The sequence below is a fragment of the Hwanghaeella sp. genome (assembly GCF_965227365.1).
GTDB lineage: Bacteria > Pseudomonadota > Alphaproteobacteria > UBA8366 > Aestuariispiraceae > Hwanghaeella.
Window position 1 is genome coordinate 3,782,048 of sequence record NZ_OZ245754.1, and the last position, 24,827, is coordinate 3,806,874.

Here is a 24,827-nt window from a genome sequence, read left to right on the forward strand (position 1 = left end):
GGGCCACTATTTCCGCAAAAGGAATTCGCGTCCGACCTTGACCCGCGCTTCGCCGTTGTAATCGACGATATCGGCCGTCGCATAGGTCTCCCGCCAGACATCGGGCAAATAGCTGCCGCTGCCGACGATATCGATCGGTGCGTCGGCGAGCGCCATCACCTTGCATTTCTCAGGCCCGAAGCCGCTCGACCCGACAATCTTCACCTTCGTGAAGCCCTGCCGGTCCAGGGATTCGCGCATATGCCAGATCGCCGCGGCGGAAACGCCCGGGCCGATCAAATGGCGCAATTCGTCCTCGGTTCTGTATCCACGGATTGCGCGCGCGGCATTGCGGTCCAGAACCGCATAGCTCGCGGCCGGGTCCAGTCCCTCACAGAAACGACCGCCGGGCGTGTCGAGACGCACCGCAAGCCGGCCATTATCCGCCAAATCCCGGAAACGGTCGCAGACGGCTAGGGAGTCGGTGATCTCGTGGCCGAAATAATCGACCAGAACCGTCAAATTCTGATCGGGAAACGTTTCATGATACATTTCCGCCGCGCGGACCGTCGATCCGGCATAGCCGATCAAGGCGTGGGGCATGGTGCCCAGGCCCTTGTCCTGCCCGAAGAAATGGGCGGTTGCATCCGTTGCGTTACCGATAAAACCGATGGCCCCTGCCTTGCGCTTCGCCCTGGCCGATCCGACCGAGGCCGCATAAGCCATCAGCTCCGCCATCTCGGTACCGGCGCAATGCCGGGCATCCATCGCCAGGAAGGACACGTTCGGCAGTTCCATACACATGGAGAAAGCGTTGTAGGCCGCGACACAGGCCGGTCCGATTTTTTGCAGCAGCAAGGTTTCCAGATCGACCAGATTGTAGAACGAGCCATAGATATACATCAGCGGCTCACCGGCACCGACCCAGCGCCCTTCCTCGTACATCAGGTCGATCTTGACGTCGAACCCGCGGTGTTCGGCCACACGGTTCAGCCAGTCCACAGCCAATCTCGGCGCGGCGACCACCGGCCGGCGCATGAAGATCGCATAGGTGACCTGCGTATCGCCGAACTTCCCGATCGTCTGCTTGGTCCGGTTGAAATAGGCGTCGGTCCAGCGGCGTACGTCGTCATTGAACGGCGCCGTGGACTGTGCGTCATTCATCGGAACACATTTCTGAGCGTCGGACATGCCCCTCCCCCGGGATAGGTCTCAGCCTGATCTGAAAGAAAGCCTGACTGGACGGCCTGATCGTCAGGAAGCCTTGGCCAAGGTTCCGGCACCGCCCGACCGCTCCAGCTTCAGCGCTTCGGCCAGCAGGAACGCCAGTTCCAACGCCTGCGACGCATTCAAACGCGGATCGCAATGCGTGTGGTATCGGTGCGACAGATCCTCGTCCGAGATGGCCTGGGCACCGCCCAGGCATTCCGTGACGTCCTGCCCGGTCATCTCGAAATGCACGCCGCCCGCATGGGTTCCTTCGGCCGCGTGGACCTCGAAGAAGGCCTTCACTTCGGCAAGGATACGATCGAAGGGCCGGGTCTTGTAGCCACTCGCCGATTTGATCGTGTTGCCGTGCATCGGATCGCAGGACCAGACGACTTTCCGACCTTCCTTTTCCACGGCACGGATCAGCGCCGGCAGATGCTGGTGGACCTTGTCGTGCCCCATCCGGGCAATCAGGGTCAGCCGGCCGGCTTCGTTCGCCGGGTTCAGCGTATCGATCAAGCGCAGCAGATCGTCCGGCGCGAGCGACGGACCACATTTCATCCCGATCGGGTTCTTCACCCCGCGCAGGAACTCGACATGGGCGCCGTCCAGCTGGCGGGTCCGGTCACCGATCCACAGCATATGGGCGGAACAGTCGTACCAATCGCCGCTCAAACTGTCCTGACGGGTCAGTGCCTGTTCGTACCACAGCAGCAGCGCTTCGTGACTTGTGTAGAACTCCGTCTCCGCGATTTGCGGAACAAGTTCCGCCGTCAGGCCGCAAGCCGCCATGAAGTCGAGCGTTTCGGACAGCCGGCTGGCCATTTCCTGATAGCGGTCGCCCTGCTGGCTGCCCTTTACGAAATCGAGGTTCCAGCGTTGAACCTGGTGGAGATCGGCGAACCCACCCTGCGCGAAGGCGCGCAGCAGGTTCAGCGTTGCCGAAGCCTGATTGTACGCGCTCAACATCCGGTTCGGATCCGGCACGCGCGATGCTTCGGTGAAATCGATCCCGTTGATGATGTCGCCGCGATAGCTGGGCAATTCCACGCCATCGACCTTTTCGGTCGGGGCCGAACGCGGCTTCGCGAACTGACCGGCCATGCGGCCGACCTTCACAACCGGAAGGGAAGCGCCGAAGGTCAGCACCACGGCCATCTGCAGCATGACCTTGAAGGTGTCGCGGATATTGTTCGCGTGGAACTCGGCAAAGCTCTCAGCGCAGTCTCCGCCCTGGAGCAGAAAAGCATCGCCATTCGCGACCTTCGCCAAATCGTCCTTCAAACGGCGGGCTTCACCCGCAAAAACCAAGGGAGGATAATTGGCAAGTGTCGACTCGACGGTTTCGAGTGTGGCCGGCTCCGGGTAATGCGGAACCTGCTGAATATCTTTGTCTCGCCACGTCTTCGGGCTCCATGCAGCAACCATAGCCCTGTCCTCCAAAATAGCCATTCTTCCCGCCCGCCATGGGCTGGGACCGGTTTCTATACGCGGATCAACAACGGTTTTCCACAGGAAAGGTCGCGCAATACTCCCTTTACCGCGGGATTTCCGCCCAAGTGCATCGCCGTTCGCCGTGTTTTGCGCCATCGAAACAGAAAATCCGATCCGTGAACACGGATTGAACACACCTACTGCGGGAATAAGGAAAGCAGGACTAACAGACTGGTCTAATCAACTCTCCCGAAACGCTTTTCCCGTGGATTTCATGTGCCGAGCCGCCTAGTGTTCCTGCACTGGGAGACTTCGAAACCAAACGGAAAATCCGTGGAATTTTCTGCATTCACGAATAGGGAGCGTACCTATGGACAACACTAAACTGAACGAATTGCACAAGCTGGAACGACGGTTGAGAACACAGCAAATCGACCGGCGTTCGTTCATGATGGGGGCCTTGGCGCTGGGCCTGACGGTTCCCGCCGCCAGCGCGATGGTCAGCAAAGCCGAGGCGGCGACGCCGAAGAAGGGCGGCGTTTGGCGCCAGGGCCTGACGGGTGCCGGCACAGGCGATACGCTGGATCCCGCGCAAATTCTCGATTCCTACATGATCAATGTCAGCTTCGGACAGTTGCGCAACTGCCTGACCGAAATCGACTCGAACAACCAGCTCATCCCTGAACTGGCGACCGGTTGGGAAGCCTCCGACGATGCGTCGCAATGGGTCTTCAAAATCCGCCAGGGCGTCGAATTCCACAACGGCAAGACACTGGATTCCACAGACGTGGTCGAGTCGATCCGTCATCACCTGGGTGAAGACAGCAAATCCGCCGCGAAAGGCATCATCTCCGCGATCGAGGAAGTGAAGGCCGACGGCAAGGACACCGTCATCTTCAACCTGTCGGGCGGCAGCGCCGACTTCCCGTACCTGATGAGCGACTACCATCTGGGTATCTGCCCGGCGAAGCCCGAAGGCGGCATCGATTGGCAGTCCGGGGTCGGGACGGGCGGTTATGCCTTGAAGTCCTTCGATCCGGGCGTCCGCACCGTGACGACGCGGAACCCGAATTACTGGAAGGAAGGGGCCGGCCATTTCGACGAAATCGTCACCCTGTTCATCGCCGATGTCGGCGCGCGCACCAGCGCCCTGCTGACCGGCGAGATCGACGGCATGCAGAATGTCGATCTGAAGACGATGGGCCGGATGAAGAAGATGCCGAATGTCGTCGCCTTCCCGACCACCGGCAACCAGCACATCACCTTGCCGATGCTGTCCAAATCGGCGCCGTTCGACAATATCGACCTGCAACTGGCGCTGAAATACGCCATCGACCGAGAGGAATGGCTGAAGAAGATCCTGCAGGGCTATGGTGAGATCGGCAACGACTTCCCGATCGGCCCCGCCAACCAGTATCGGGCCACGGCAGAAGAAATTCCGCAGCGCCAATACGATGCCGACAAGGCGAAGTTCCACCTGAAGAAGGCCGGATACGACAGTATCAACCTGAAACTGTCGATGGCAGCGACCGCCTTCGAAGGGGCCGTTGATGCCGGACAGCTGTATTCCGAAACCGCCAAGAAAGCCGGGATCAATATCGAGATCACGCGCGAGGCGGATGACGGCTACTGGTCGAATGTCTGGCTCAAGAAGCCCTGGTGCGCCAGTTATTGGGGTGGACGCCCGACGGAAGACTGGATGTTCAGTCAGGTCTATGCCTCCGGCGCGGATTGGAACGAAAGCCAATTCGACAATGAGCGCTTCATGAAGCTTCTGGTCGAAGGCCGTGCCACGCTGGAACCGACCAAGCGGCGCGAGATCTATGTGGAAATGCAGCGGATCGTGCACAACGAGTGCGGCTGCGTCATCCCGATGTTCTCCGCCTACACGCAGGCCGTTTCCGCGAAGATCGCCCTGCCGGAAAACATTGCCAGCAACTGGGGCTTCGACGGCGAGAAGGCCGGCGAGCGCTGGTGGTACAAGTAAGGGTTTGCCGGGTCTTCCCGGCGCCATCACGGAAAAGCCCGGCGACGTCGCCGGGCTTTTTCTTTTCCCCCGAGCGGAGGTCCAGGGTCAGACCGCCATGGCGGCGATCATCGCATTGCCATTGCGTTCAGGCGGCGTGTGGAATGGGCCGTCGCGCCTGAAAGTCAGGAAGCTGGGGCCGTCCATCGCTTCCGCCGTGGCGCGGCCATAAAAAACGGCATGGGCGATCGCCCCCGGCGACAGGGCATCGCCCGTTCGTTCAACCGTTCGAATGCCGGCATCGGCCCAATCCGTCTGCCTGTCCTCCAACGCGTCGTAGAGGCCGCTATTCTGTCGTCGCAGACCGACAATCACCAGCGAGCGACAGGGAATCCGTGTTTCACGATCGGTCAGCATATCACCCAGGGTCGCCTCGGCCCCGTCGAAGGCACTGACACATTCAAGGGTGCGGATCGGAACGCCCACTTCGTGCAGCCGTTGATGCACATAGATTTGCTCGTTGGCATTGATGGTCCAGGCAGACGCCCCGCCGGCCGGCGTGACATAGGTAACCGGTTGGCCGGCAGCGGCGATCTGTTCCGCCAACACGCCGCCCATGACGTGGAAGTCGTAATCCAGCACGACAACCGGGCCTTCCGGTCTCGCGCCGGCCGCGAGATCGCTGGGCGTAAAGACATTGGGATGATCCAATACTTCCCCTGCGATTTCCATCTTCGTGAACAGAGCCGGCGCCCAGGCCGCACCGGTCGCAAGGACAACACGCTCAAAACCGAATTCCAGGATCTGTGCAGCGTCCAATTCGCTTCCCGGATAAAGTTCCACATTCGGCATGACCTTGAGCCTGCCGAGCCTGTAATCGATCACCCGTCGCCAGGCCGACAAACCCGGCAAGGCGGATTCGAAAAGAACGCGTCCGCCCATTTCCGCACGGGCATCGGCAACCGCGACGTCATAACCCCGCCGTCCGAGTGTCAGGGCACATTCCAACCCGGCGGGCCCACCGCCGACGATCAGGACACGATCCTTTGAGCCGGCCGGTTTGACCTTCTCAGGATGCCAGCCGCGGCGCCATTCTTCCCCGAAACTGGGGTTTTGCGTGCAACGGACCAGGACGCCCTCGTGCCAATTGGCGATGCACATGTTGCAGCCGATGCATTCCCTGATCTCGTCCTCCCGCCCCTCGCGTATCTTTCGCGGCAGGAACGGATCCGCGATCGACGGTCGCGCCGCGCCGATGAAGTCCAGAACACCACGGCGAACCTGGGAGACCATCGTATCCGGCGACGTGAACCGGCCGACACCGACGACCGGTTTGTCCGTACAGGATTTTACAAAGCCGGCCATGCGTTCATGCGACGCTTCCGGCACGAAGCGGGACGGGCCGCAATCGGTTGGGCTGGAATCCATCTTCACGTCGAATAGATCGGTATGGGGGCTCAAAAGGCTGACGGCTTCATGCGCCTCCGTTTCCATCGTCGTGCCTGGACGGGTCAGCAATTCCTCCAGGCTGATGCGCAAGGCCACGGCGACATTGTCGCCGACCGCGTCCCGCGTTGCTTCCAGCATCTCCCGAATGATGCGGACCCGGTTTTCCATCGATCCGCCATAGGCATCCTTGCGCTCATTGTACTCGGGCAGCAGGAATTCGTGCGGCAGATAGCCCATCCCGGCATAGACATAAATAATGTCGAAACCGGCCTGCTTGGCGCGTTTCGCGGCCGCCGCCTGCCATCGAACCAAGTCCTTCAGATCGGCAGCATCCATGCCGCGGGGTCTGCCGGGAGACATGAAGACGGAATGATTGGACGACCAGCCCTTGCCCGAGGGTGTCAAAGCCGGGAGACGCGTTTGGCGGTTCAACACACCGCCGCCGCCGTGAAAGAGTTCCACGCCGGCCAAGGCGCCATGTTCGTGTACCGCATCCGTCATCAAGGCATGGGCGCGGATATCGTCGTCGTCCCACAGGGTCGCGAAGGGCAAAGGCGCATCGTCGCAGGACGGATGAATGGAACAGGCGCCCGTGCAAATCACGCCCCAGCCGCCCTCCGCCTTGACGGCCCGCAGACCGGCCCGCACCCTGGGATTGGCATTGGTGGCGCCGCTGGCATGGGGTACCTGATAGAACCGGTTCGGCGCCGTGACCGGGCCGATTGCCACCGGATCGAACAGTGTTTTGAACCGGGCGTCGCAATGGTCGATCGTCATGGTGAGAACACTCCGGGAAAGGGACGGGATTTTCTGCCAGCGTTGTAATATTTGGGGCAGCGCTATTGGACACATGTACAATATCACGAGCAAGCCGAGCACGCCAAACGAAAACAGGCAGGAACAATGACGCAGCAGAACGCCACAGCGGAACCGCAGGGCAAGCGACTATCCCCAGAGCAGCGCCGGCGGGAAATTATTCTGGGAACGATCAACGCCCTGGCAGCGCATGGACCGCAAAAATGCAGCCTGCGCCAGGTCGCCCGCGACATGGGCATCGCGCCGAGCCTGCTGACCTATTTCTTCAACAGCTGGGCGGATCTGCTGCTGGAGACCTACCGTTGGCTGGCGGAGATGACCGACAAGGACTTCGTCGCCCTGGCAGAAAAGCGCGGCGGTAAACCGAAACAGGATCTGCAGGATTATCTCGACCTCTATTTCTCGGACAAATGGACCCGCGACGAAGTTGCCGGCGCGTATATTTCCTTCTGGGCCCTGGCCCGGGGTGAAGTCGACCTGAAGACCGAGATGCTGGCTTTCTCGGAAAAGGACCGAGCCCGGGCCCGTCCGTATCTGGAAGCCTATTTGAAGTCACGCGGCATCGAGGAAAACATCGACGCCCTCAACGAAGTGTTTTGCGTCATGCTGTCGGGCATCTGGTATGAAATTGCGGTCAACCCGATCGCCATGAACCGCGAATTGGGCATGAAGAGCGCCTGGACCTTTCTAGATGCCGTGGCCCCTTCCGGGACCTGAATTGAGTTTGTCTTTGTAAACCGTCGATTGCGCCGTTGCGCTGGTTATTGTACACTTGTACAGTAATGATATGCGACGAGGGTCCAGCGGTGAGAAAAAGACAGTCCAACAGGCGAAATCGCAGCGAACGGCCGGTTCGAGTCGCCGGGTCGATCACGCAAAGCGCCTGGTCGCCGGTCACCTATGCCACACCACCGACGGAGTTCCTCAGCGCGGATGCGGTTGAGGCCATTCACGATACGGCGCTGACGATCCTCGAAGAGATCGGCATGAAAGTGCTGAGCGCAGACGCGCGGGCGCTCTACAAATCAGCGGGTTTCACCGTTGACGACTCATCGGAAATGGTCCGGTTCGATCGGCAAGGGATAGAACAGGCGATCGCGTCGGCCCCGCCCACCTTCCCGCTCCACGCACGAAATCCCGACCGCAACCTCATCATTGGCGGGAACAACGCGGTCTTCTCGGTGACCGGTGGTCCGGTCTATTGCATGGATCTGGAGAACGGGCGCCGCCGCGGCACTTACGAGGAGATGTGCAACTTCATCCGCCTGGTTCAGAGCCTGAACGTTCTGCATCAGGAAGGCGGCGGCGGTTTCGAGGCCCTGGACCTGCCGGCGGAGACTCGCCACCTGGACCTGCTCTATGCCCAGGCCACGCTGTTGGACAAGAACTGGATGCCCTGGAACATCGGCGCACGACAGACAATGGATTGCCTGGAAATGGCGGCCATCATGCTGGAAACGGATCTAGAGGGACTGAGGGAGAAGCCGGTCTTCACCGGCGTCATCAACACAAACTCGCCCCTGCAACTGGACATTCCAATGGCAGAGGGGCTGATCACCATGGCCGAACACGGCCAGGCCGCCGTGATCACGCCCTTCACCCTGTCCGGTGCGATGGCGCCGGTCACCCTGGCCGGCGCGCTTGCCCAGCAGCATGCCGAAGCCCTGGCCGGCATCGCCCTGACCCAAATTGTCCGACCCGGCGCGCCGGTGGTCTATGGCGGGTTCACGTCGAACGTGGATATGAAGACGGGGTCGCCCGCCTTCGGGACACCGGAATATGTGCAAGCGGCACAGGCATCCGGCCAGTTGGCCCGCCGGCTGAACCTTCCCTTCCGATCCAGCAACGTGACCACCGCGAACACCACAGATGCCCAAGCCGCCTACGAAAGCATGATGGCCCTATGGGGCGCGATGAGCGGCGGCGCCAATCTCATCATGCACGCGGCCGGCTGGCTCGGCGGCGGACTGACAGCATCCTTCGAGAAACTGATCCTGGATGCGGAAATGCTGCAAATGATGGCCGCCTATAACAAGCCTATGGAAGTCGATCGGGAAACCCTGGCGATGGAAGCTGTCCGCGATGTTGGTCCCGCCGGTCATTACTTCGGCACGGCGCATACGCTGGAGCGTTACGAATCCGCCTTTTATGCGCCGCTGGTTTCGAACTGGGACAACTTCGATACCTGGAAGCAGGACGGTTCGATCACGGCCGAACAGCGGGCGAACACAATCTGGAAACAATTGCTCTCGGAATACGAACAGCCGCCGATCGATCCCGCGATCGACGAGGCCCTGCGCGACTATCGCGATCGGCGCAAATTCGAGGTCCACGGCCGAACCGGCTGACCGGAACGCATCTGCGTCCCTCTGACTACTGGACCCGCGGTTCCGCGCACGGCATATTGCGCGGCCTTGATCCCACCCGCCCGAAAAACCATCTCGGTTAAAGACGGATGGGTCGAAACCCTTCGCCAACGTACCAGGATTCCAGGAGGAACCCATGCAGACCACCGGTAGACTCTTTGACGACATCGCCCGCGTCGCCAGCGGCGCGGCCGGCGCGTTGTCCGGCGTCCGGGACGAAGTCGAAGCCCTGGTCAAACATCGGATGGAACGCATCCTGGCCGATATGGACCTTGTGCCGCGGGACGAGTTCGAGGCGGTGAAGGAAGTTGCCGCCAATGCACGCGCCGAACAGGAAAAGCTGGAAGCGCGCGTTGCGGCCCTGGAAGCGGCGCTGGCCGGAAAATCGACCGCCCGAAAGGCCGCTCCGCGGAAATCCTCGGCCGCGAAATCCGGCAAAACCTCAGCCAAGGAAAGCTGAATATTTCCCGTCCGACGCCGTGGATAGGCGCGCGGAAATTTTCCGGAAGCCTCTGACTCCACAGGTTATTTTGGCCGCCGAAAAGGGGCCGCAAATCACTTTGTTAAAAAAGCGCTAACCCCGATTCCCAGCTTTGAGTCTCTAGGAATCGAAAAGGCTTTTATTACACAGGGTTAGCGAAGCCGATTTTCACGCTCTTGCGGCGCTTGAATCCTGCATGGCACTCTAACCGTGGTGTCGGGGCGGGCAAGAGATCACAAGATCTGGCGCTCTCACCTATATATTGGGCAGCTACGCTGCGGCTTGTTTTTTGCGTCGAGGGGGACGTCCAACTATGGATACAGCGCTTGTTTTTGGCGAAGTCGGCTTCCCCAATCCCTTGGACATCCTGGAAGCGATGTTCACCGAAAACGAATGGCCTTTCGAGCGGCCGGGCGAAGACGAAATTCTGGTCGAGACGACCGGCGGCTGGTGCGACTATCGTTTGTTCTTCGTTTGGCGCGAAGACATGCACGCGCTTTATTTCACCTGTTCCTTCGACATGAAGATCCCGCAGGAAAACCGCACGCGGATCAATGACTTGCTGGCGATGATCAACCAGCGCATGTGGATGGGACATTTCGATTTGTGCAGCGAGGACGGGTCGCCGACCTATCGCCACACGATTCCGACCCGCGGGTTGAGCCATGTTTCGGTGGAAACGCTGGAAGACATGATGGATATCGCGCTCGCCGAATGTGAACGCTTCTTCCCCGCCTTCCAGTTCCTGATCTGGGGTGGACATTCCCCGGAAGAAGCCGTCAGCGCCGCCTTGCTGGACTGCCAGGGCGAGGCATAAGCGCGCACCTCACACGTTTCTATGCTTGCGCATTGGCCGGTTGGACCTAGAGTCCAGCCGCTGATGTAGTATTGTTGCGTAGGGAGGGGTAAATGGCTGAGAAACTCAAACGCCCGCTGCTGCTGGTCGGATGCGGGAAAATGGGCGGCGCAATGCTGGAAGGCTGGCTTGCCAGCGGGATTACCGCCGCAGGCGTCTTCGTCGTCGAACCGTTCGGTGCCGACGCCTTCGCGAGTCGGCCGGGCGTCACCGTCGTTCCCTCCGCCGATGAATTACCGGCCGACCTGTCGCCGCAAGTCATCGTCCTCGCCGTCAAGCCGCAGGCAATGTCGGCGGTGGTCGGCGCCTATACCAAATTCGCCCAACCTGATTGTCTTTTCATTTCCGTTGCGGCGGGAACCACGATCGGGTTCTTCGAAACCCATTTGGGGATCGATGCCTCGATCGTCCGCGCCATGCCGAACACACCGGCCGCGGTCGGCCAGGGCATCACCGTGATCTGTCCAAACGCCAAGGCAAGTGCACAACAGATCGCAGAGGCGGACGCCCTGCTGCAGGCGGTCGGCGAGACGGCCACGATCGATGACGAAGCTTTGATGGACGCGGTCACCGGGGTGTCGGGCAGCGGTCCGGCCTATGTTTTCCTAATGATCGAATGCATGGCGAAGGCCGGCGTCGACGCCGGATTACCGGAAGACCTCGCCGCGCGCCTGGCCCTGCAAACCGTCGCAGGAGCCGGCCATCTGGCCCGGCAGAGCGACGATGCACCCGACCAGCTTCGCCGAAACGTGACAAGTCCGAACGGAACGACGCAGGCGGCGCTGGACGTCCTGATGGCGGATGACGGTCTGCAGCCTTTGATGACCAAGGCTGTCGCCGCCGCCGCGAAACGGGGCCGCGAACTGGCGGGCTGACGGATCCGTGCCACGCGCGTTCCACGAAGCCTGCCCAGATCAGCCCCCGAAAACCCGAAGGGCAGGGCAAACCGGCTTGGAAGCATGAGATGACCTGGCTGCTCACCTGCGACGCACACCGCAAGGCGATTGCGGAAATCGAGCAAACGAAATCCGATCGGGCCACCGTGATCGTCGCGACCTCCGTCGTCGAGAAGGACTTGGTAAAGGCGATCTCGCTTCGGTTGGTCGATGACGAGCGCGAAACGAACATGCTGCTCAAGCATTCAGGCCCCTTGGGCCCGTTCGAGGCAAAGGCGCATCTCGCCTACCTGATGGGACTGATCGACGCCCCCTTGCGGGATGATTTGACCCTGGTGGCCGATATTCGAAACCGGTTCGCGCATCAGGTCGAACCGCTGCACTTCAACTCGCACGCGATCCATGCCCTTTGCGACAAGATCGCCATCGCGGACGCTCCCGCCTATCCCGAAATCCCGGACGAGGGCCTGCCGGCCGAATGCCGCCGCCCCGCCCCGCTACCGCCGGACGCCACCCCGCGAGACCGGTTCATCCAGGCGGTAAAACTGTTCCTGATCGCGTTTTGGCGCGGCAACCACACGGAATCCGCCGGCGACTGGCAGGATGGAACCTGGACCCCGAGAGAGGGTTAGACAAACGGTCAACACGTTGGGATCGGGTCAGGTTTGTGACGACCGGACCTGATTCAGGAACGTGTTTACCGCGCTTCGCAGGGCATCCGCCTGATCCGCCAATTGGTTCGCGGCATTTCCGACACTGCCCGATGCGGAGGCGGTTCTACCGGCCGCATCCCTAACCGTGCCGAGGCTTTCGGTAACGGCATGCGTCCCGCCGGCAGCTTCCTGCGCGCTGCGGCTGATTTCGACCGTGCTGGAAGTCTGTTCCTCGATCGCACCAGCGATCGCCGTCGTCGTGCCGCTGATCTCGTTCACATTGGCGACAATACCCCGCGTAGACTCGACGGCTTTTGCGGAAGCCTGTTTCACGGAGTTCAACTGCGCAACGATATTGTCGGTCATGGTCCGAGTCGCAGTCGCCAAGGACTTCACCTCGTTGGCGACGACGGCAAATCCCTTGCCCGCCTCGCCCGCGCGGGCGGATTCGATCGTCGCGTTAAGCGCCAGAAGATTGGTCTGTTCAGCAACGTCGGAAATCTGAGTAACCACTTCGTCGATCTGGGCGACGGCTTTCGCCAAATCCTCCATCAGTGTTTCCGCGTCCCTGGCACTGTCGACGGCCGATTGAAGTCGGTGTGCACAGGCGTTGATCTGACCGTTTACTTCCTGTACCGCGGCGGAAAGCTCCTCAGCGGCAGCGGCAACCGTCTGGACGCTTTGCGATGCCTGATCGGCGCCGCCCGACGCAACCTCCGTCTGGCTCTCCGACTGCTCCACAGCCGCGTTCAGCTGGCCAGATGTGTTCAACAATTCCGACGCCGCCGACTGCACCATATTGACGATGGAGCCGACTTCCTGATCGAACCGGTCTGCCATCTCGCGCATGGCGCGTTTCTTCTCTTCTTCGGCCCGCCGTTCATTCTCGGCCTGTTCCGCCTCAAGACGGGTTTTCTCGATGGCGCTATCCTTGAATACCTGGACCGCGTCAGCCATGGCGCCGAGCTCGTCCTGCCGGTCTCGGCCCGGAATGTCGACGCCAGTATCGCCGGAGGCCAAATCGCGCATGACCGCGGTAAGTTTGGCAACGGGCCGCGCAATTGATCGGTTCAGAATCGCCGCCACAGCCAGAGCGAGCAGCAAGACGGCAATGCCGATCCCAAGCGAAATGAGGTTACCGGTCGTCACGGCACTGTCCAATGCACTGCGATCGAAACCGATGGCGGCAACGCCGATCACCGCGCCGCTGAAATCCGTTATCGGGGTCAGCATGACTGCATGGGCGACATCATCGACCGCAACTGTCGGCAGGACGGTCGGCTCAGCCGCACCGGCGGCAGACCGAAGCATGCCGTCTTCGAAGACCTGACTCTCAGGGAAAGTGCTGGAGAATTTTTCGATGGCACTGTCGCGCAACACATAAAGTGCGGCTTTTGCGCCTGATCGTTCCGTAAACCGGTCGAAGAAAGGCTGTCCGAACGATAGTCCGAATTCGACGGAGCCTATATGGGCCCCTGCGTGAAATACGGGAACGACGCCCCGCATACCCAGGCCGGCCACACCGCGCTCCAGGCCGGAAATCGGTTGCCGAGTCTCGTTCACCTTGACCACCGTGTGCCGGAACGAGGACAGATCATCGCCGAATTTCTCGGGCTTATGAACGCGTAGGAACGACGTTGCCGGGGGCAGATGGAACTGGAACTGCCTGACGTCTTCGGCCTTCTTCAAATGATCGAAGCCTGACACGTAATACTGCGCCAATTGATCGCGGTCCTGCGCGGCAAAGGCTTCCTGTGCCGCCGTATTGCCCGCGACCGTATTCGCCATAGACAAAGCCCTATGCGCTTCGGCGGCAATTTCGTCAACGAGTTGGGAGCGGAGGCTCGACAAACGTTGGTCGAAGGCGCGTTCGGTCATGTCGCGCGCGACCATGACATTGGCGACTGTCGTAATCGCAACAGCAAGAACCGCCAGCAAGACCAGCGCTAAGGCGAGGCGCCCACCGATACTATTGATTTTGAGAAAGCCTAGCATCGTAACATCGTCCTGAACCAAGTACCCCTTTGTTCAGCATTAATGCTAAATACCTAATACATTACTAATGCCGCATAAAACTGCACCGAAAGATGTCGGCCGCGAGCGAGCAAACCACCGATGAACTTCCATATGGGGGGATCGCGCCCTGGCGTTCTCCCCTTGCCGCGAAAGCAATCCGTGCCACATTAAGGCTATGGCAAAGGCATCGAAAAAATCGTCCCGCGCGAAGAAGCAGCGACCCGACCCGGTCGCCGCTTTCATGACCCTGCTGGCTGAACGCGGCTGGCGCGGTGTCAGTCTGCCCGATGTCGCGGAAGCTGCCGGCATGCCGCTCGACGAATTCAGCCGGCAATACTGGAACAAGACCGATCTGCTGACCGCCTTTCAGCGGCGCATCGACGAACAGGTGCTGGCCGACACCGGTCCGCCGGATGACGAGGAAACACCCCGCGATCGGCTCTTCGATATCCTGATGCGGCGTTTCGACGCGCTGCTTCCCTACAAGGACGCGTTGCGTCGGCTAAGCCGCGATCTGCCCCGGGATCCGATCGCCGCGCTGGTCTGGGCCCGCGGCCTCAAACAATCCATGTCCTGGATGCTGGCCGCCGTCGGCGCCGGCGGAAACGGAGTATGCGGACTTTTCTCCACTAAAGGCCTGATTGTGGTATGGTTATTCGCCGTCCGGGCTTGGCTTACGGATGACAGTCCGGACATGTCGAAAACGATGGCGGCCTTGGACAAGGCACTGGCCCGTGCCGAGGCGATTGCAACAACCATGCGCCGCGAGGAAACAACCGCAACGCGTTAAATTAACGCCAATGGAATCGCCAGCGTTGCCGGGCAATTACAGCCTTGTCTTGGCGGAAAGTGCCCTTCGGGCAACCGGCATGTCTTTTTGCAGTGCACAATTTGCCTTGACGCGGTGCGCTATTTGCCTATATGAGCCCTATTGTGCGACGCAAAATTAGAAACGTCGCTTAGGCACCAATAGAAAACGACATCTCACACGCCCGGAGAATGACGATGACCCAGACCTCTTTTTTCGACTTCAGCAGCAACCCGTTCTTTGACCCGAAGAACAACCCCTTCCTGGACCCGACGAAGAACCCGTTCCTGAACAAGGATCTGGCGGATGTCTTCAATAACCTGAAGGCGCCGGGTCTGGACGTTCAGGGCATGATTGCTGCCCAGCGCAAGAACATGGAAGCCATTGCCGCCGCGAATAAAACCGCGGTTGAAGGTATGCAGGCTGTCATCAAGCGCCAGGGTGAGATCCTGAAGGAAATCGTCGACGAAGCGAACGCGCTGGCTCAGGAAGCCGGCTCCAATGTCGGTTCGGCTCCGGAAGATCAGGCTGCCCGCAACCTGGACGCGGTCAAGACGTCGATCGAAGAAGCGGTCGGCAACATGAAGGAACTGAGCGAGATGCTCGCGAAGTCCCAGGGTGAAGCGTTCGATATCCTGAACCATCGCCTGACCGAAAGCCTGGAAGAAGTGAAGTCCACGATCGCGAAAGCGAAGAAGTAAGCTCGCAAAAAGCTGGCTTCCGGCCGAAAAGCCGTAGGACGTTGATTTTGAAACCGCCTCGGTCATCGGGACCGGGGCGGTTTTGTTATTGCCGCCCGGCCCTCTCTCTTGCTCTTTTCACTCCTGGTTCCGCCTGCTAACCAACCGGGCACGATGGATGCCAGAGCTGGGGAGACACCGATGAGCATTTCCTTCGACGATTTCCTGAAAGTCGATATCCGCGTCGGCACCGTGATCAAGGCGGAGCCCTATCCCGAGGCGCGAAAACCCGCGATCAAGATGTGGATCGATTTCGGCCCGGAAATCGGCGAGCGCAAGACCTCCGCCCAAGTGACCGCCCATTACACGCCCGAAAGCCTGACCGGCAGACAGGTCGCAGCCGTCGTCAACTTTCCGGCCAAACAGATCGGCAAGTTCATGTCGGAATGTCTGGTTCTGGGATTTGCAGACGATGCCGGCGAAGTTGTCCTGATCGCGCCGGACCAGAAGGTGCCGAACGGCCAAAGACTGCACTGACGGATTACCTCAGAGCGGCAGGCGAATCCGCGCCCGCAATCCGCCATGCGGGGAGTCTTCCAGGAACAGTTCACCGCCATGGACACGCGCGATGTCCCGGGCAATCGACAAACCCAACCCGGTGCCGCCGGTTTGCGGATTGCGTGACCGGTCCAGCCGGACGAAGGGACGGAAGGCGTCTTCGCGCTGGTCTTCGGGAATACCCGGCCCGTCATCGTCCACGGTGACCTCGATCGCGTCTCCGCGGCGTCCGGCCCGCACCCAGATGTTGTCCGCGTAGCGGTTGGCGTTGGCGATCAGGTTGTCGATACAGCGTTTGAAGGCATCCGGCTTCACCCAGGTGACGATCCTTCCCTCCACATGCGTATCGATTGACGCACCGTCGCGTTTCCATTGATCCCCGATATCGGAGACCATTTCGGTGAGATCGGTCTCAAGGGACTGTTCGCCCCCCTCCCCGCGCGCGAAGGTGAGGTACCCCTCGATCATCTTCTCCATCTCGGAGACGTTTTCCTTCAATTCGGCGATCTCCGGGTCCTTCCCGAGCATGGCCAGTTGGAGCTTCATGCGGGTCAGGGGCGTGCGCAAGTCGTGGCTCACACCGGACAGCATGTCGGTGCGCTGCCGTACCTGACGCCGGATCCGTTCGCTCATCAGGTTGAAGGCCTGTGTTGCCTGGCGAACTTCCAAGGCGCCTTCGGGTTTCACGTCGGCATCGGCTTCGCGCCCCTTCCCGAAACTATCCACCGCATTCGCCAGCCGACGGATCGGCCGAACCTGATTGCGCATGAAGACCGAGGCAACCGCGAAAAGGACCAGCGACGTGCCGACCATCCACATGATGAAAATGTAGGTCGACGAACTGAACACACGGTTTCCCGGCACGATAACCCGCAACACGCCATCGGCCAGTTGGACGTCGACGACGACCTCCTGGCGATAGGACCGACTGTCGATGCGGAACGGACGTTTCACCCTTTCACCCAGCGCCTTGGCCAGCAGGCTGTGGATCAATCCGTCTGCATCCTCCGCCGGCTCGTTCGGCAGAATCTCTCCGGGTCGTGTGATGAACTCCAACCCCATATTCATCCGCGCGCTATCGAACAGCTCCTGCGTCTTGTCCGGCGCTTCGTACATGCGATCCAAGACCAGGGCGATATCACCGGAGATGCCGCTGACCAGCCGCCAAGTGATGGAATCCCAATGGCGGTCGTAGAAGATCCAGGTCGAAACGATCTGCAGCAGGATCAACGGGGAAATGATGATCAGAAGCGCGCGGCCGTACAGCGTCCGCGGCAGGAAATTTTTCAGCTGGATCCGTTCCACCGCGACTACCCGTCAATCAGGCCGCAGCACATAGCCGCGGCCCCGCACCGTGTGCAGATAACGGGGAATGCGCGTATCGGGCTCTATCTTGCGGCGCAAGCGGGTCACCTGAACGTCGATCGTCCGATCGCCGCCGTTGATATCGCACAGCGCGCACAATTCCTCGCGGCTCATGATCCGGCCCGGTTCGCGCGCAAGCGCCGTCAGCAGTTGCGCCTCGGTCGAGGTTAGGCGCATCGGCTTGTCGGCCCTGCTCAGTATCTGCCTGCCGACATCGAACAGCACATCCCCCATGGCCACCATCATCGGGCCTGCCGGCACCTGTGCGGTCGGCGTGCGGCGCAGGATAGAGTGGATCCGCAAAACCAGTTCCCGCGGCTCGAACGGTTTGGACAAATAATCGTCCGCCCCGGCCTCCAATCCGTCGATGCGGGATTCCGTTTCTCCCATCGCGGTCAGCATCAGGATCGGGATCTGATCGGAGGCCCTTACCGACCGGGTGAATTCAAGGCCGCTTTCGCCGGGCAGCATCACATCCACGATCAACAGGTCGAATTGGAAGGAACCCAGTTTCGAGCGCGCCTCGTCCGTATCCGCGGCGGAGGTAACGCGGAACCCCTCTTCGGTCAGGAACCGCTGCAACAGGTCGCGCAGGCGCGTGTCGTCATCGACAACCAGAATATGCGCCGCATCCACCATGTTGCTCATGTCGCATCAACCGTCTCTTGCACCGGCACAGCCGGAACCAAACCTTTAGGGCCGCCGTTTCGTCACGCCGAAACGCGATCTGTCTTCCTCGTCCGACATGATGCCGAGCATCACCTTGCGGAACCCCTCTACCGCCTCGGCCCCGGCCTGACGATAGGCGCGTGCCAGCCTCTGGCGCTGGGTTTCGGTCAGCTGTTCCTCCAAGGCGCGGCCCTTGTCCGTCAGGGTCAGAAGCCGCTGGCGCCGATCCGACGTTCCCTGGCGCTGAACAATGTAGCCCTCTTCGACCAACTGGCTCAACACGCGGCTCAAGCTTTGCTTGGTGATCTGCAGGATCGACAACAAAGAGGAAACGGTCGAGCCTGGATAGCGGCCGACGAAATAGATCACACGGTGATGGGCACGGCCCAAACCCCGGTCGGCCAGGATGCGGTCGGGTTCCGAAATGAAGTCCCGATACCCGAAGAACAGCATCTCTATACCCTGACGCAGTTCCTCTTCCCGCAGGAAAAGAGGGTTTGCGCCGGGCTTGGCGGGCGACGGCCCCGTTGCGGGCAGCGCGGGGCGGTTTGGAGAATTTATGTCAGCCATGTTGACTTATATGCATGACACTGATACACCGCGCAACCACTTCGATTGTTACTTTGTGACTTTCTGAAGCACTCTTAAGAAAGGTTCTTACCACAGAATCAGGTTCTTGGGTTAGGTCCTTTCGTTCTTGGGTAATCCTTGGATACCGTTCAACGGTGTTCGAAATGGGCGGGAAACGAGTCCCCGATCGGCGCGAAAAATCACCGACGGGACGAGAGATTTGTGGAGCACAAAATGTCGCCGACATTCGACGATCGCGATGGATACATCTGGTACAACGGGGAAATGAAGCCGTGGCGTGACAGCCAGGTCCATGTCCTGTCCCACGCGCTGCACTACGCGTCTGCCGTTTTCGAGGGCGAGCGCGTCTATGGCGGCAACATTTTCAAACTGACCGAGCATTCACAGCGTCTGATCCGGTCCGGCGAACTGCTTGACTTCAAGGTTCCCTATACGGTCGAGGAAATCGACGCCGCCTGCAACGCGGTCGTCAAAGCGAACAACATCGTCGACGGCTATGTCCGCCCGATTGCCTGGCGCGGGTCCGAAATGATGGGGGTTTCCGCCCAGAGCACCCGCATCAACGTTGCCATCGCGGCCTGGGAATGGCCGTCCTACTTCTCGCCCGAAGCCCGTATGAAGGGCCTTCGGATGCAGATTTCCGATTGGCAGCGCCCCGCGCCGACCACGGCGCCGACGGCCAGCAAGGCGGCGGGCCTCTACATGATCTGCACGCTCAGCAAGCACAAGGCGGAAGCGGCCGGTTACAACGACGCGCTGATGATGGACTATCGCGGCCTCGTCGCCGAAGCGACCGGCGCGAACATCTTCTTCCTGATGGATGGCAAGCTGCACACACCGACGCCGGACTGCTTCCTGGACGGCATCACCCGCCGCACGGTGATCGACCTGGCGAAACGCGAGGGGATCGAGGTAATCGAGCGGCACATCCAGCCGGAAGAAATGGCCAACGCGACGGAAGCCTTCCTGACCGGCACCGCCGTCGAGGTCACCCCGATTTCCGAAATCGGGCAGTACAAGTTCACGCCCGGCCAGTTGAGCCAGACCCTGATGGGCGCCTATGACCACGAGGTGCGCCGCACCGACAACCGGGCGGCACTGGTCAGCACCAGCGCCGCATAAATGGCCCGAAGTTCAGGGAGGGCCAGTCGCCATGCCGCTTGAAGTCGCCGATCGATGGTTTGATTTCAAGCGGCTGGACGACGACATAACCCATATTTGGGAACCCCATGTCATACCGCTCATGCGGTGCAATATATGGCATGTCCGCGGGCGCGACCGGGACATGATCGTCGATACCGGGATGGGCGTCGTCTCGCTCCGCGACGCCACCCGACACCTGATCGACAAGCCGGTTTTGGCGGCGGCCACCCACGCCCATATCGACCATGTCGGCTCCCACCACGAATTCGACGAATGCCTCGTTCATCGGCTGGAAGAAAAGGATCTGGCCGAGCCCTATTGGGACAAGGGCCTGTATCTGACCAGCGAGGATCTCGTCCGGCAACTTGCCGATTCCGGATATCACTGCGAGATGGGCCAGTGTTATATCGACGCCCTGCCGCATGCGGACTACGACCCGGGCGTTTATGCCTTACAAGGGACCGTGGCGACTCGTGTCGTCGAGGACGGCGATGTGGTCGACCTGGGTGACCGGCAGTTTCAAATCCTGCACATTCCGGGGCATTCTCCCGGCTCGATCGGCTTATGGGAAGAAGCGACCGGCGTCTTCTTTTCCGGCGACTGCATCTATGACGGCCCTTTGCTGGACGGCTTTTCCGATTCCAACATCGCCGATTACATCACCAGCATGAAGCGCCTCCGCGACCTGCCGGTCCGTGTCGTCCATGCCGGCCACGATCCCAGCTTCGGCCGCGAGCGGTTACTGCAACTGATCGACGATTATCTGAAACGACGGGACATCTGAATCCCCCTCAGACGCCGGTTTCGGTAAGCGTCTTCAGAACATCGATGACGTCATCCAGGCCGTTACAGGGCACGGCACCCATATCGACCAACTCGCGCGTCACATCCACCGGAAGATCTGAGTTTGAGTCCTTCCGAATTTCGTTCAGCCGGCCGCCGACAATGACCGGCAGAGCAGCGCCGCGCGCCTTGGCGGTTTTCAGGACCTGTTCCGTATAGCTGCGCGCGACGCCGTTATAGGTGGAGACGGCGATGAGATCCGCCTTGCCCGCCAGAGCGCGGTCCACCAGAACATCCGGGTCGACGGAAACGCCGCCATCCACGATCTCGACACCCAGGCCCGTCAGCGCCTTCTCAACCAGATACTTGCCGTGTTCGTGAACGTCGCTGGTGCCGATGCAGGCCTTCAGCCCGCGCCGGGCGATGTGGGCGGCATCCGCCGCATGGTCCTCGACCCAATCGGCGGCCTTCTCGTCCAGCTCCCGCGCCCACTCCGCCAGGATCAGGGGGGCGCATTCTGCCGCTTCCCCCTGGCCGGGGCCGAAGGCGGCCTCCAGCCGTTTCGGCCCGAAGCGGCGGATCACCAGCATCATTTGCGCCGGGTCGGCTGTGTCGACGCCGATCTCCTGCAACCCGTTCATGAGGTTCGCGGCGAAGATCCGGCCGCCCTCGACCATGCGGTCCGCCATGGCTTCGACCTGGGCCCAGTCGATCAGTTTTTCATAGGCCGGGGCATGGGCGGCGAGGCGATGAGCGAAGGTCTGGGCGTCGATGATTTCCTCAACATCCGGAATACGGACATTCTCGGTCACCGGCACCGGGTTGATTGCATGGCCGGACGGCCAGCGGCGCTGGGCCACGATATCCGCCAGCAGATAGTTGGCGAGGCTGGCGTAATTGCCGGCCTCCGTCGATTGGTAGGAGACCGTATTGCCGAAAATCATCGTGCCCGGCGTATCGGTCACGCGGGTCAGCGCCGCGTGGAAGGCCATCCGCGACAGCGGGTCGGAGAAGTGGTGCCCATAACAATGGGAGAGCCGCGCGCCGATCAGCGTTTCGACGATATGCTTCTCGACCAGCACCATGCCCAGGCTGCAGCACATATCCAGAAACAGACCGGCGAAGCCGTCATCCAGGTTCGAATGGACCAGGATCTCGGTGTCCTGCGCAGCGATCAGACCGAGGGCGGTGACGGTCGCTTCCGTCGTCGCGACATCGTCGTCCCAACCGGGCAGGCGGAAGGTGAAGTACTGACCCAGGTTGCCGAGGGCGGTGGCTCCGGCCTCTATGGCCGCCCGGGTATTCTCCAGCGCGCCCGGCAGGCCCAGCATGAAATCCCCGAAATGGGTCGCCGCCGGCACGGCCTCGGTGATCCGGCGGAAGTCGCCTGGCCCCGTCAATACGATCCCCGTGCCGCGCGGCGCGTCGGCACGCATCGCTTCCGGATAGCCCATGGACCAGTCAAGCGTGATGCCGAACCGGTCGACAGTAACGCCCAGTTCGGCGCATTTGTCATGGACCTCGCGCATGGCATCGAGCGTCCGGTCCAGATTCCGGAAACCGATATGGGCATGCTGCATGATCCGGCCCGCCGCCGCAGCCTTGTAGGCCGCCTCCGACGCAATATCGGCTTCCCGCATGAAACGGCTGGGTCTGAACGGCGTGTTCTCGGCCAGGGCGCGACCGCGCGCCAGCAAATCGGCGCTGGGTGTCAGACTGTCAGGAACGAGGTCACTGCGGGACGGGTGTTTCATGGGGTCAGTATCCAAGGGTCATCTCACCCAAACAACCAGCAACAAATCGACAAGACCTTTTCCGCGTTTTAGGGTCGCGTCTCCTTCTCGATTTTCACTTCCGAAACACAGGGTGGCGATCATGCATGCATCGACCCAACGGATCGGTTTCATCGGCGTCGGCCATCTGGCCCGCTGCCTGATTTCCGGCTTCCTGAAATCCGGCCTGCCGGCGGAGCGCCTGCTGCTGTCGCCGCGTGGTCAGTCGAAAACCATTTCAAACGAGACAGGTATCGAGGTCGCCGCATCGAATGCCGCTTTGGTCGACGCCTGCGACATCGTCTTTCTTGCGGTACGCCCCGCGAATGCCGCCGATGCCGTCGACGGCCTTCCCTGGCGGAAGGATAAGTTCCTGGTTTCGGCCTGCGCCGGCGTCCCGATCGCCGCGCTCGCCGCCCGCGCACAGGCCCCGCGCATCATCCGCGTCATGCCGGTCACCGCGGCGGAGATCGGGGCAAGCCCCACCGTCTGTTATCCCTCCGCCCCCAGGATTGAAGACCTGATCGCACACCTGGGCCCGGTCATCCCGCTATCCGGCGAGCAGCATTTCGAGACGGCAACGGTCAGTGCCGCCGTCTATGGATGGGTGCAGAAGCTGATCCAGGTTTCGGCCGATTGGTCCAGCAGCCAGGGTCTCTCGCCCGACACCGCGCGACAATTATCCGCTGGGATTTTTTCCGCCGCCGGCCAAACCGTCGCCGCCAGCGACGAACCCATGGAAGAGTTGCTGCACCATCTCGCCACACCGGGCGGCATCACGGAACTGGGGTTGAACCATCTTGAAAACCACCACGTCAGCGAAGCCTGGACGGGTGCCTGCCAGGCGGTGATCGAACGGCTGTCGAAAAACTGAGTAGGGGCCCGCAAAGCGTTCTTGCGCATCGGCACGAACGGCCGTTAGCTTGAACCGTCCGGTGCCCAAACCGTTCCTGCGGGGCGGGAGAATCGGGAACGCGGTGGAAATCCGCGACGTGCCCAACGCTGTAAGGGGGAGGCGCGGCAAGGCCACTGGCCCATCCGTGATACCACGGGTAAGGCCGGGAAGGCGCCGCAGGCCGGTGAACCCGAAGTCAGAAGACCGGCCGGACATCATAATCCCTGTCGCGCGGACGGCGGCATGGGACGGTTTTGCATCGAAGGGGCCTCGAAGATGCAGCAAAACCCTTTGTCCGCCACCCTGCCGAACATGGATGACCACCGCCTGGTTGAGGCCAGCCCCTTTCCCGAAGCGGAAAGAGACGCCGTCTATCGCGCGATCTTCACCCGGCGTGACGTACGCGGCCAGTTCCTGCCGGATCCGATCGACGATGCGGTGCTGGAGCGTATTCTGCTGGCAGCGCACCACGCCCCGTCGGTCGGTTTCATGCAGCCCTGGAACTTCATCCTGATCCGCGATCCGTCCGTGAAAGCGCGCGCCAAGGCCATCTTCGAAAAGGCGAATGCGGAAGCCGCCGCGATGTTCGAGGAGGAGCGCGCGGCGCTCTATTCCGCCCTGAAATTGGAGGGGATCACCGACGCGCCCCTCAACCTGTGCGTCACCTGCGACCGCAGCCGCGGCGGCAAGGTTGTGTTGGGCCGCACCCACAACCGCGATACCGACCTCTACAGCACCGTCTGCGCGGTCCAGAATTTAGTGCTGGCCGCGCGGGCGGAAGGAATCGGAACCGGCTGGGTCAGCATCTTCAACGATGATGACATCCGCAACCTGCTGGGCCTGCCCGATTCTGTCGTCCCGGTCGCGTATCTCTGCCTGGGCCATGTGAAGGAACTCTTCGCCGCCCCCGAACTGGAAGCCAGGGGCTGGCGCAAGCGCTTGGACCTGAAGGAACTGATCTTCGAGAACCGCTGGGGTGGATGATGGTCCCTAGACAATATCGTAGTGGAAGACCTTGGCGATAATGCGCCAACCATCTTCGGTTCGGATAAGCGTCAGAAAGTCCGTGAAGTATCGCTCACCGATCGCGCAATTGACGCGGGCGAAGGCGGTTTTCGGCCCGGCGAATTCGATAGACTGGATCGCATCCCGCCGTGCCTCTCCACGCGCGGCCGGCGGTTCGCGTTTTATCGACGACCGGGAAATACTCTTCCATGCCCAAGTTCACCAGTTCATCACCGATCGCGCAAACGTAACGCGCCTGCGGGTGAAACACGCGGCCCAGCATCTCGGTATCACTGTGATACAGGCCGTCGAAATAGGTCTTCAGGGTTTCCGTCACGCCGTCGAAATCCGGGATCATCACTTCCTCCTGACCGAAAACGGTTTCACGTGCCGTTTGGCGGACCGGGGCCGGCCAAACGCGTTCCGGCAAGACTATA

At 61.0% G+C, this 24,827-nt stretch carries 24 protein-coding genes and 1 riboswitch; of the genes, 14 read left to right on the top strand and 10 right to left on the bottom strand.

All coding sequences use genetic code 11. The annotated features are described in order from the left end of the window. Positions 1 to 6: 6 nt before the first annotated feature. Both ACQK2G_RS17325 and ACQK2G_RS17330 read right to left on the bottom strand, forming a co-directional pair. Positions 7 to 1,143 (bottom strand): nicotinate phosphoribosyltransferase, encoded by a 1,137-nt coding sequence (locus ACQK2G_RS17325; RefSeq protein ID WP_425407659.1) that lies wholly within the window; start codon positions 1,141 to 1,143, stop codon positions 7 to 9. 90 nt (positions 1,144 to 1,233) lie between these two features. Then, entirely contained in the window at positions 1,234 to 2,616 is a 1,383-nt protein-coding gene (locus ACQK2G_RS17330) for a class II 3-deoxy-7-phosphoheptulonate synthase (protein ID WP_425406292.1), read from the bottom strand. A 376-nt stretch (positions 2,617 to 2,992) separates the two neighbouring features. On the opposite strand from ACQK2G_RS17330, the gene ACQK2G_RS17335 reads away from it, so the two are divergent. Next, a complete protein-coding gene (locus tag ACQK2G_RS17335) occupies positions 2,993 to 4,609 on the top strand; it encodes an ABC transporter substrate-binding protein (protein WP_425406293.1) in 1,617 nt (538 codons plus the stop codon). A gap of 87 nt (positions 4,610 to 4,696) precedes the next feature. Here the strand turns inward: ACQK2G_RS17335 and ACQK2G_RS17340 are convergent, their stop codons facing one another. Then, positions 4,697 to 6,814, bottom strand: a complete 2,118-nt coding sequence (locus ACQK2G_RS17340; RefSeq protein ID WP_425406294.1) for an FAD-dependent oxidoreductase — start codon at positions 6,812 to 6,814, stop codon at positions 4,697 to 4,699. 126 nt (positions 6,815 to 6,940) lie between these two features. On the opposite strand from ACQK2G_RS17340, the gene ACQK2G_RS17345 reads away from it, so the two are divergent. The 6 genes from ACQK2G_RS17345 (at position 6,941) to ACQK2G_RS17370 (ending at position 12,084) form a co-directional block, all read left to right on the top strand. Beyond that, positions 6,941 to 7,570, top strand: coding sequence for a TetR/AcrR family transcriptional regulator (locus ACQK2G_RS17345; protein ID WP_425406295.1), 630 nt, complete (start codon positions 6,941 to 6,943; stop codon positions 7,568 to 7,570). Positions 7,571 to 7,659: 89 nt separating this feature from the next. Beyond that, entirely contained in the window at positions 7,660 to 9,201 is a 1,542-nt protein-coding gene (locus ACQK2G_RS17350) for a trimethylamine methyltransferase family protein (RefSeq protein WP_425406296.1), read from the top strand. A gap of 154 nt (positions 9,202 to 9,355) precedes the next feature. After that, positions 9,356 to 9,679 (top strand): accessory factor UbiK family protein, encoded by a 324-nt coding sequence (locus tag ACQK2G_RS17355; protein ID WP_425406297.1) that lies wholly within the window; start codon positions 9,356 to 9,358, stop codon positions 9,677 to 9,679. Positions 9,680 to 10,013: 334 nt separating this feature from the next. Next, the gene (locus ACQK2G_RS17360) at positions 10,014 to 10,517 is read left to right on the top strand and encodes a YbjN domain-containing protein (RefSeq protein WP_425406298.1); all 504 of its coding nucleotides are present in this window, start codon (positions 10,014 to 10,016) and stop codon (positions 10,515 to 10,517) included. A 92-nt stretch (positions 10,518 to 10,609) separates the two neighbouring features. After that, entirely contained in the window at positions 10,610 to 11,431 is an 822-nt protein-coding gene (gene proC, locus ACQK2G_RS17365; RefSeq protein ID WP_425406299.1) for a pyrroline-5-carboxylate reductase, read from the top strand. Between the two features lie 89 nt (positions 11,432 to 11,520). Beyond that, positions 11,521 to 12,084, top strand: a complete 564-nt coding sequence (locus ACQK2G_RS17370; protein WP_425406300.1) for an MltR family transcriptional regulator — start codon at positions 11,521 to 11,523, stop codon at positions 12,082 to 12,084. A 27-nt stretch (positions 12,085 to 12,111) separates the two neighbouring features. On the opposite strand, the gene ACQK2G_RS17375 is transcribed toward ACQK2G_RS17370, so the two are convergent. Further along, positions 12,112 to 14,100, bottom strand: a complete 1,989-nt coding sequence (locus ACQK2G_RS17375; RefSeq protein ID WP_425406301.1) for a methyl-accepting chemotaxis protein — start codon at positions 14,098 to 14,100, stop codon at positions 12,112 to 12,114. A 196-nt stretch (positions 14,101 to 14,296) separates the two neighbouring features. Between ACQK2G_RS17375 and ACQK2G_RS17380 the strand changes: the two genes are divergently transcribed. From ACQK2G_RS17380 to ACQK2G_RS17390, 3 genes are all read left to right on the top strand, one after another. Then, a complete protein-coding gene (locus ACQK2G_RS17380) occupies positions 14,297 to 14,911 on the top strand; it encodes a hypothetical protein (protein ID WP_425406302.1) in 615 nt (204 codons plus the stop codon). 215 nt (positions 14,912 to 15,126) lie between these two features. After that, positions 15,127 to 15,630, top strand: a complete 504-nt coding sequence (locus ACQK2G_RS17385; protein ID WP_425406303.1) for a phasin family protein — start codon at positions 15,127 to 15,129, stop codon at positions 15,628 to 15,630. Between the two features lie 180 nt (positions 15,631 to 15,810). Continuing rightward, the gene (locus ACQK2G_RS17390) at positions 15,811 to 16,146 is read left to right on the top strand and encodes a tRNA-binding protein (protein ID WP_425406304.1); all 336 of its coding nucleotides are present in this window, start codon (positions 15,811 to 15,813) and stop codon (positions 16,144 to 16,146) included. A 9-nt stretch (positions 16,147 to 16,155) separates the two neighbouring features. On the opposite strand, the gene ACQK2G_RS17395 is transcribed toward ACQK2G_RS17390, so the two are convergent. From ACQK2G_RS17395 to ACQK2G_RS17405, 3 genes are read right to left on the bottom strand one after another with little or no spacing between them, the layout of a single operon-like run. Continuing rightward, on the bottom strand, positions 16,156 to 17,472 hold the full coding sequence (locus ACQK2G_RS17395; protein WP_425406305.1) for an ATP-binding protein: 1,317 nt from the start codon (positions 17,470 to 17,472) through the stop codon (positions 16,156 to 16,158). A 12-nt stretch (positions 17,473 to 17,484) separates the two neighbouring features. After that, positions 17,485 to 18,180, bottom strand: a complete 696-nt coding sequence (locus ACQK2G_RS17400; protein ID WP_425406306.1) for a response regulator — start codon at positions 18,178 to 18,180, stop codon at positions 17,485 to 17,487. 45 nt (positions 18,181 to 18,225) lie between these two features. Further along, positions 18,226 to 18,771, bottom strand: coding sequence for a MarR family winged helix-turn-helix transcriptional regulator (locus tag ACQK2G_RS17405; protein ID WP_425406307.1), 546 nt, complete (start codon positions 18,769 to 18,771; stop codon positions 18,226 to 18,228). A 234-nt stretch (positions 18,772 to 19,005) separates the two neighbouring features. Here ACQK2G_RS17405 and ACQK2G_RS17410 point away from each other — a divergent pair, with 234 nt between their 5' ends. Then, positions 19,006 to 19,914, top strand: a complete 909-nt coding sequence (locus tag ACQK2G_RS17410) for a branched-chain amino acid aminotransferase (RefSeq protein WP_425406308.1) — start codon at positions 19,006 to 19,008, stop codon at positions 19,912 to 19,914. A gap of 31 nt (positions 19,915 to 19,945) precedes the next feature. Continuing rightward, positions 19,946 to 20,719: an MBL fold metallo-hydrolase gene (locus ACQK2G_RS17415; protein WP_425406309.1), complete on the top strand. Its 774-nt coding sequence runs from the start codon at positions 19,946 to 19,948 to the stop codon at positions 20,717 to 20,719. A gap of 7 nt (positions 20,720 to 20,726) precedes the next feature. Here ACQK2G_RS17415 and ACQK2G_RS17420 read toward each other — a convergent pair whose 3' ends face one another. Beyond that, positions 20,727 to 22,472 carry a cobalamin-dependent protein gene (locus ACQK2G_RS17420; protein WP_425406310.1) on the bottom strand — a complete coding sequence of 582 codons (1,746 nt, stop codon included), beginning with the start codon at positions 22,470 to 22,472 and terminating at the stop codon, positions 20,727 to 20,729. Positions 22,473 to 22,593: 121 nt separating this feature from the next. On the opposite strand from ACQK2G_RS17420, the gene ACQK2G_RS17425 reads away from it, so the two are divergent. After that, the gene (locus ACQK2G_RS17425) at positions 22,594 to 23,364 is read left to right on the top strand and encodes a pyrroline-5-carboxylate reductase family protein (protein WP_425406311.1); all 771 of its coding nucleotides are present in this window, start codon (positions 22,594 to 22,596) and stop codon (positions 23,362 to 23,364) included. Between the two features lie 42 nt (positions 23,365 to 23,406). Beyond that, positions 23,407 to 23,612: riboswitch (cobalamin riboswitch) on the top strand. 16 nt (positions 23,613 to 23,628) lie between these two features. Next, positions 23,629 to 24,369 (top strand): 5,6-dimethylbenzimidazole synthase, encoded by a 741-nt coding sequence (gene bluB / locus ACQK2G_RS17430; protein WP_425406312.1) that lies wholly within the window; start codon positions 23,629 to 23,631, stop codon positions 24,367 to 24,369. A 6-nt stretch (positions 24,370 to 24,375) separates the two neighbouring features. Here bluB and ACQK2G_RS17435 read toward each other — a convergent pair whose 3' ends face one another. Together ACQK2G_RS17435 and ACQK2G_RS17440 are read right to left on the bottom strand one after the other, a co-directional pair. Beyond that, positions 24,376 to 24,528, bottom strand: a complete 153-nt coding sequence (locus ACQK2G_RS17435) for a nuclear transport factor 2 family protein (protein WP_425407660.1) — start codon at positions 24,526 to 24,528, stop codon at positions 24,376 to 24,378. Continuing rightward, positions 24,464 to 24,748: a nuclear transport factor 2 family protein gene (locus tag ACQK2G_RS17440; RefSeq protein WP_425406313.1), complete on the bottom strand. Its 285-nt coding sequence runs from the start codon at positions 24,746 to 24,748 to the stop codon at positions 24,464 to 24,466. Before ACQK2G_RS17440 ends, ACQK2G_RS17435 begins: the two co-directional genes overlap by 65 nt. Positions 24,749 to 24,827 lie beyond the last annotated feature (79 nt).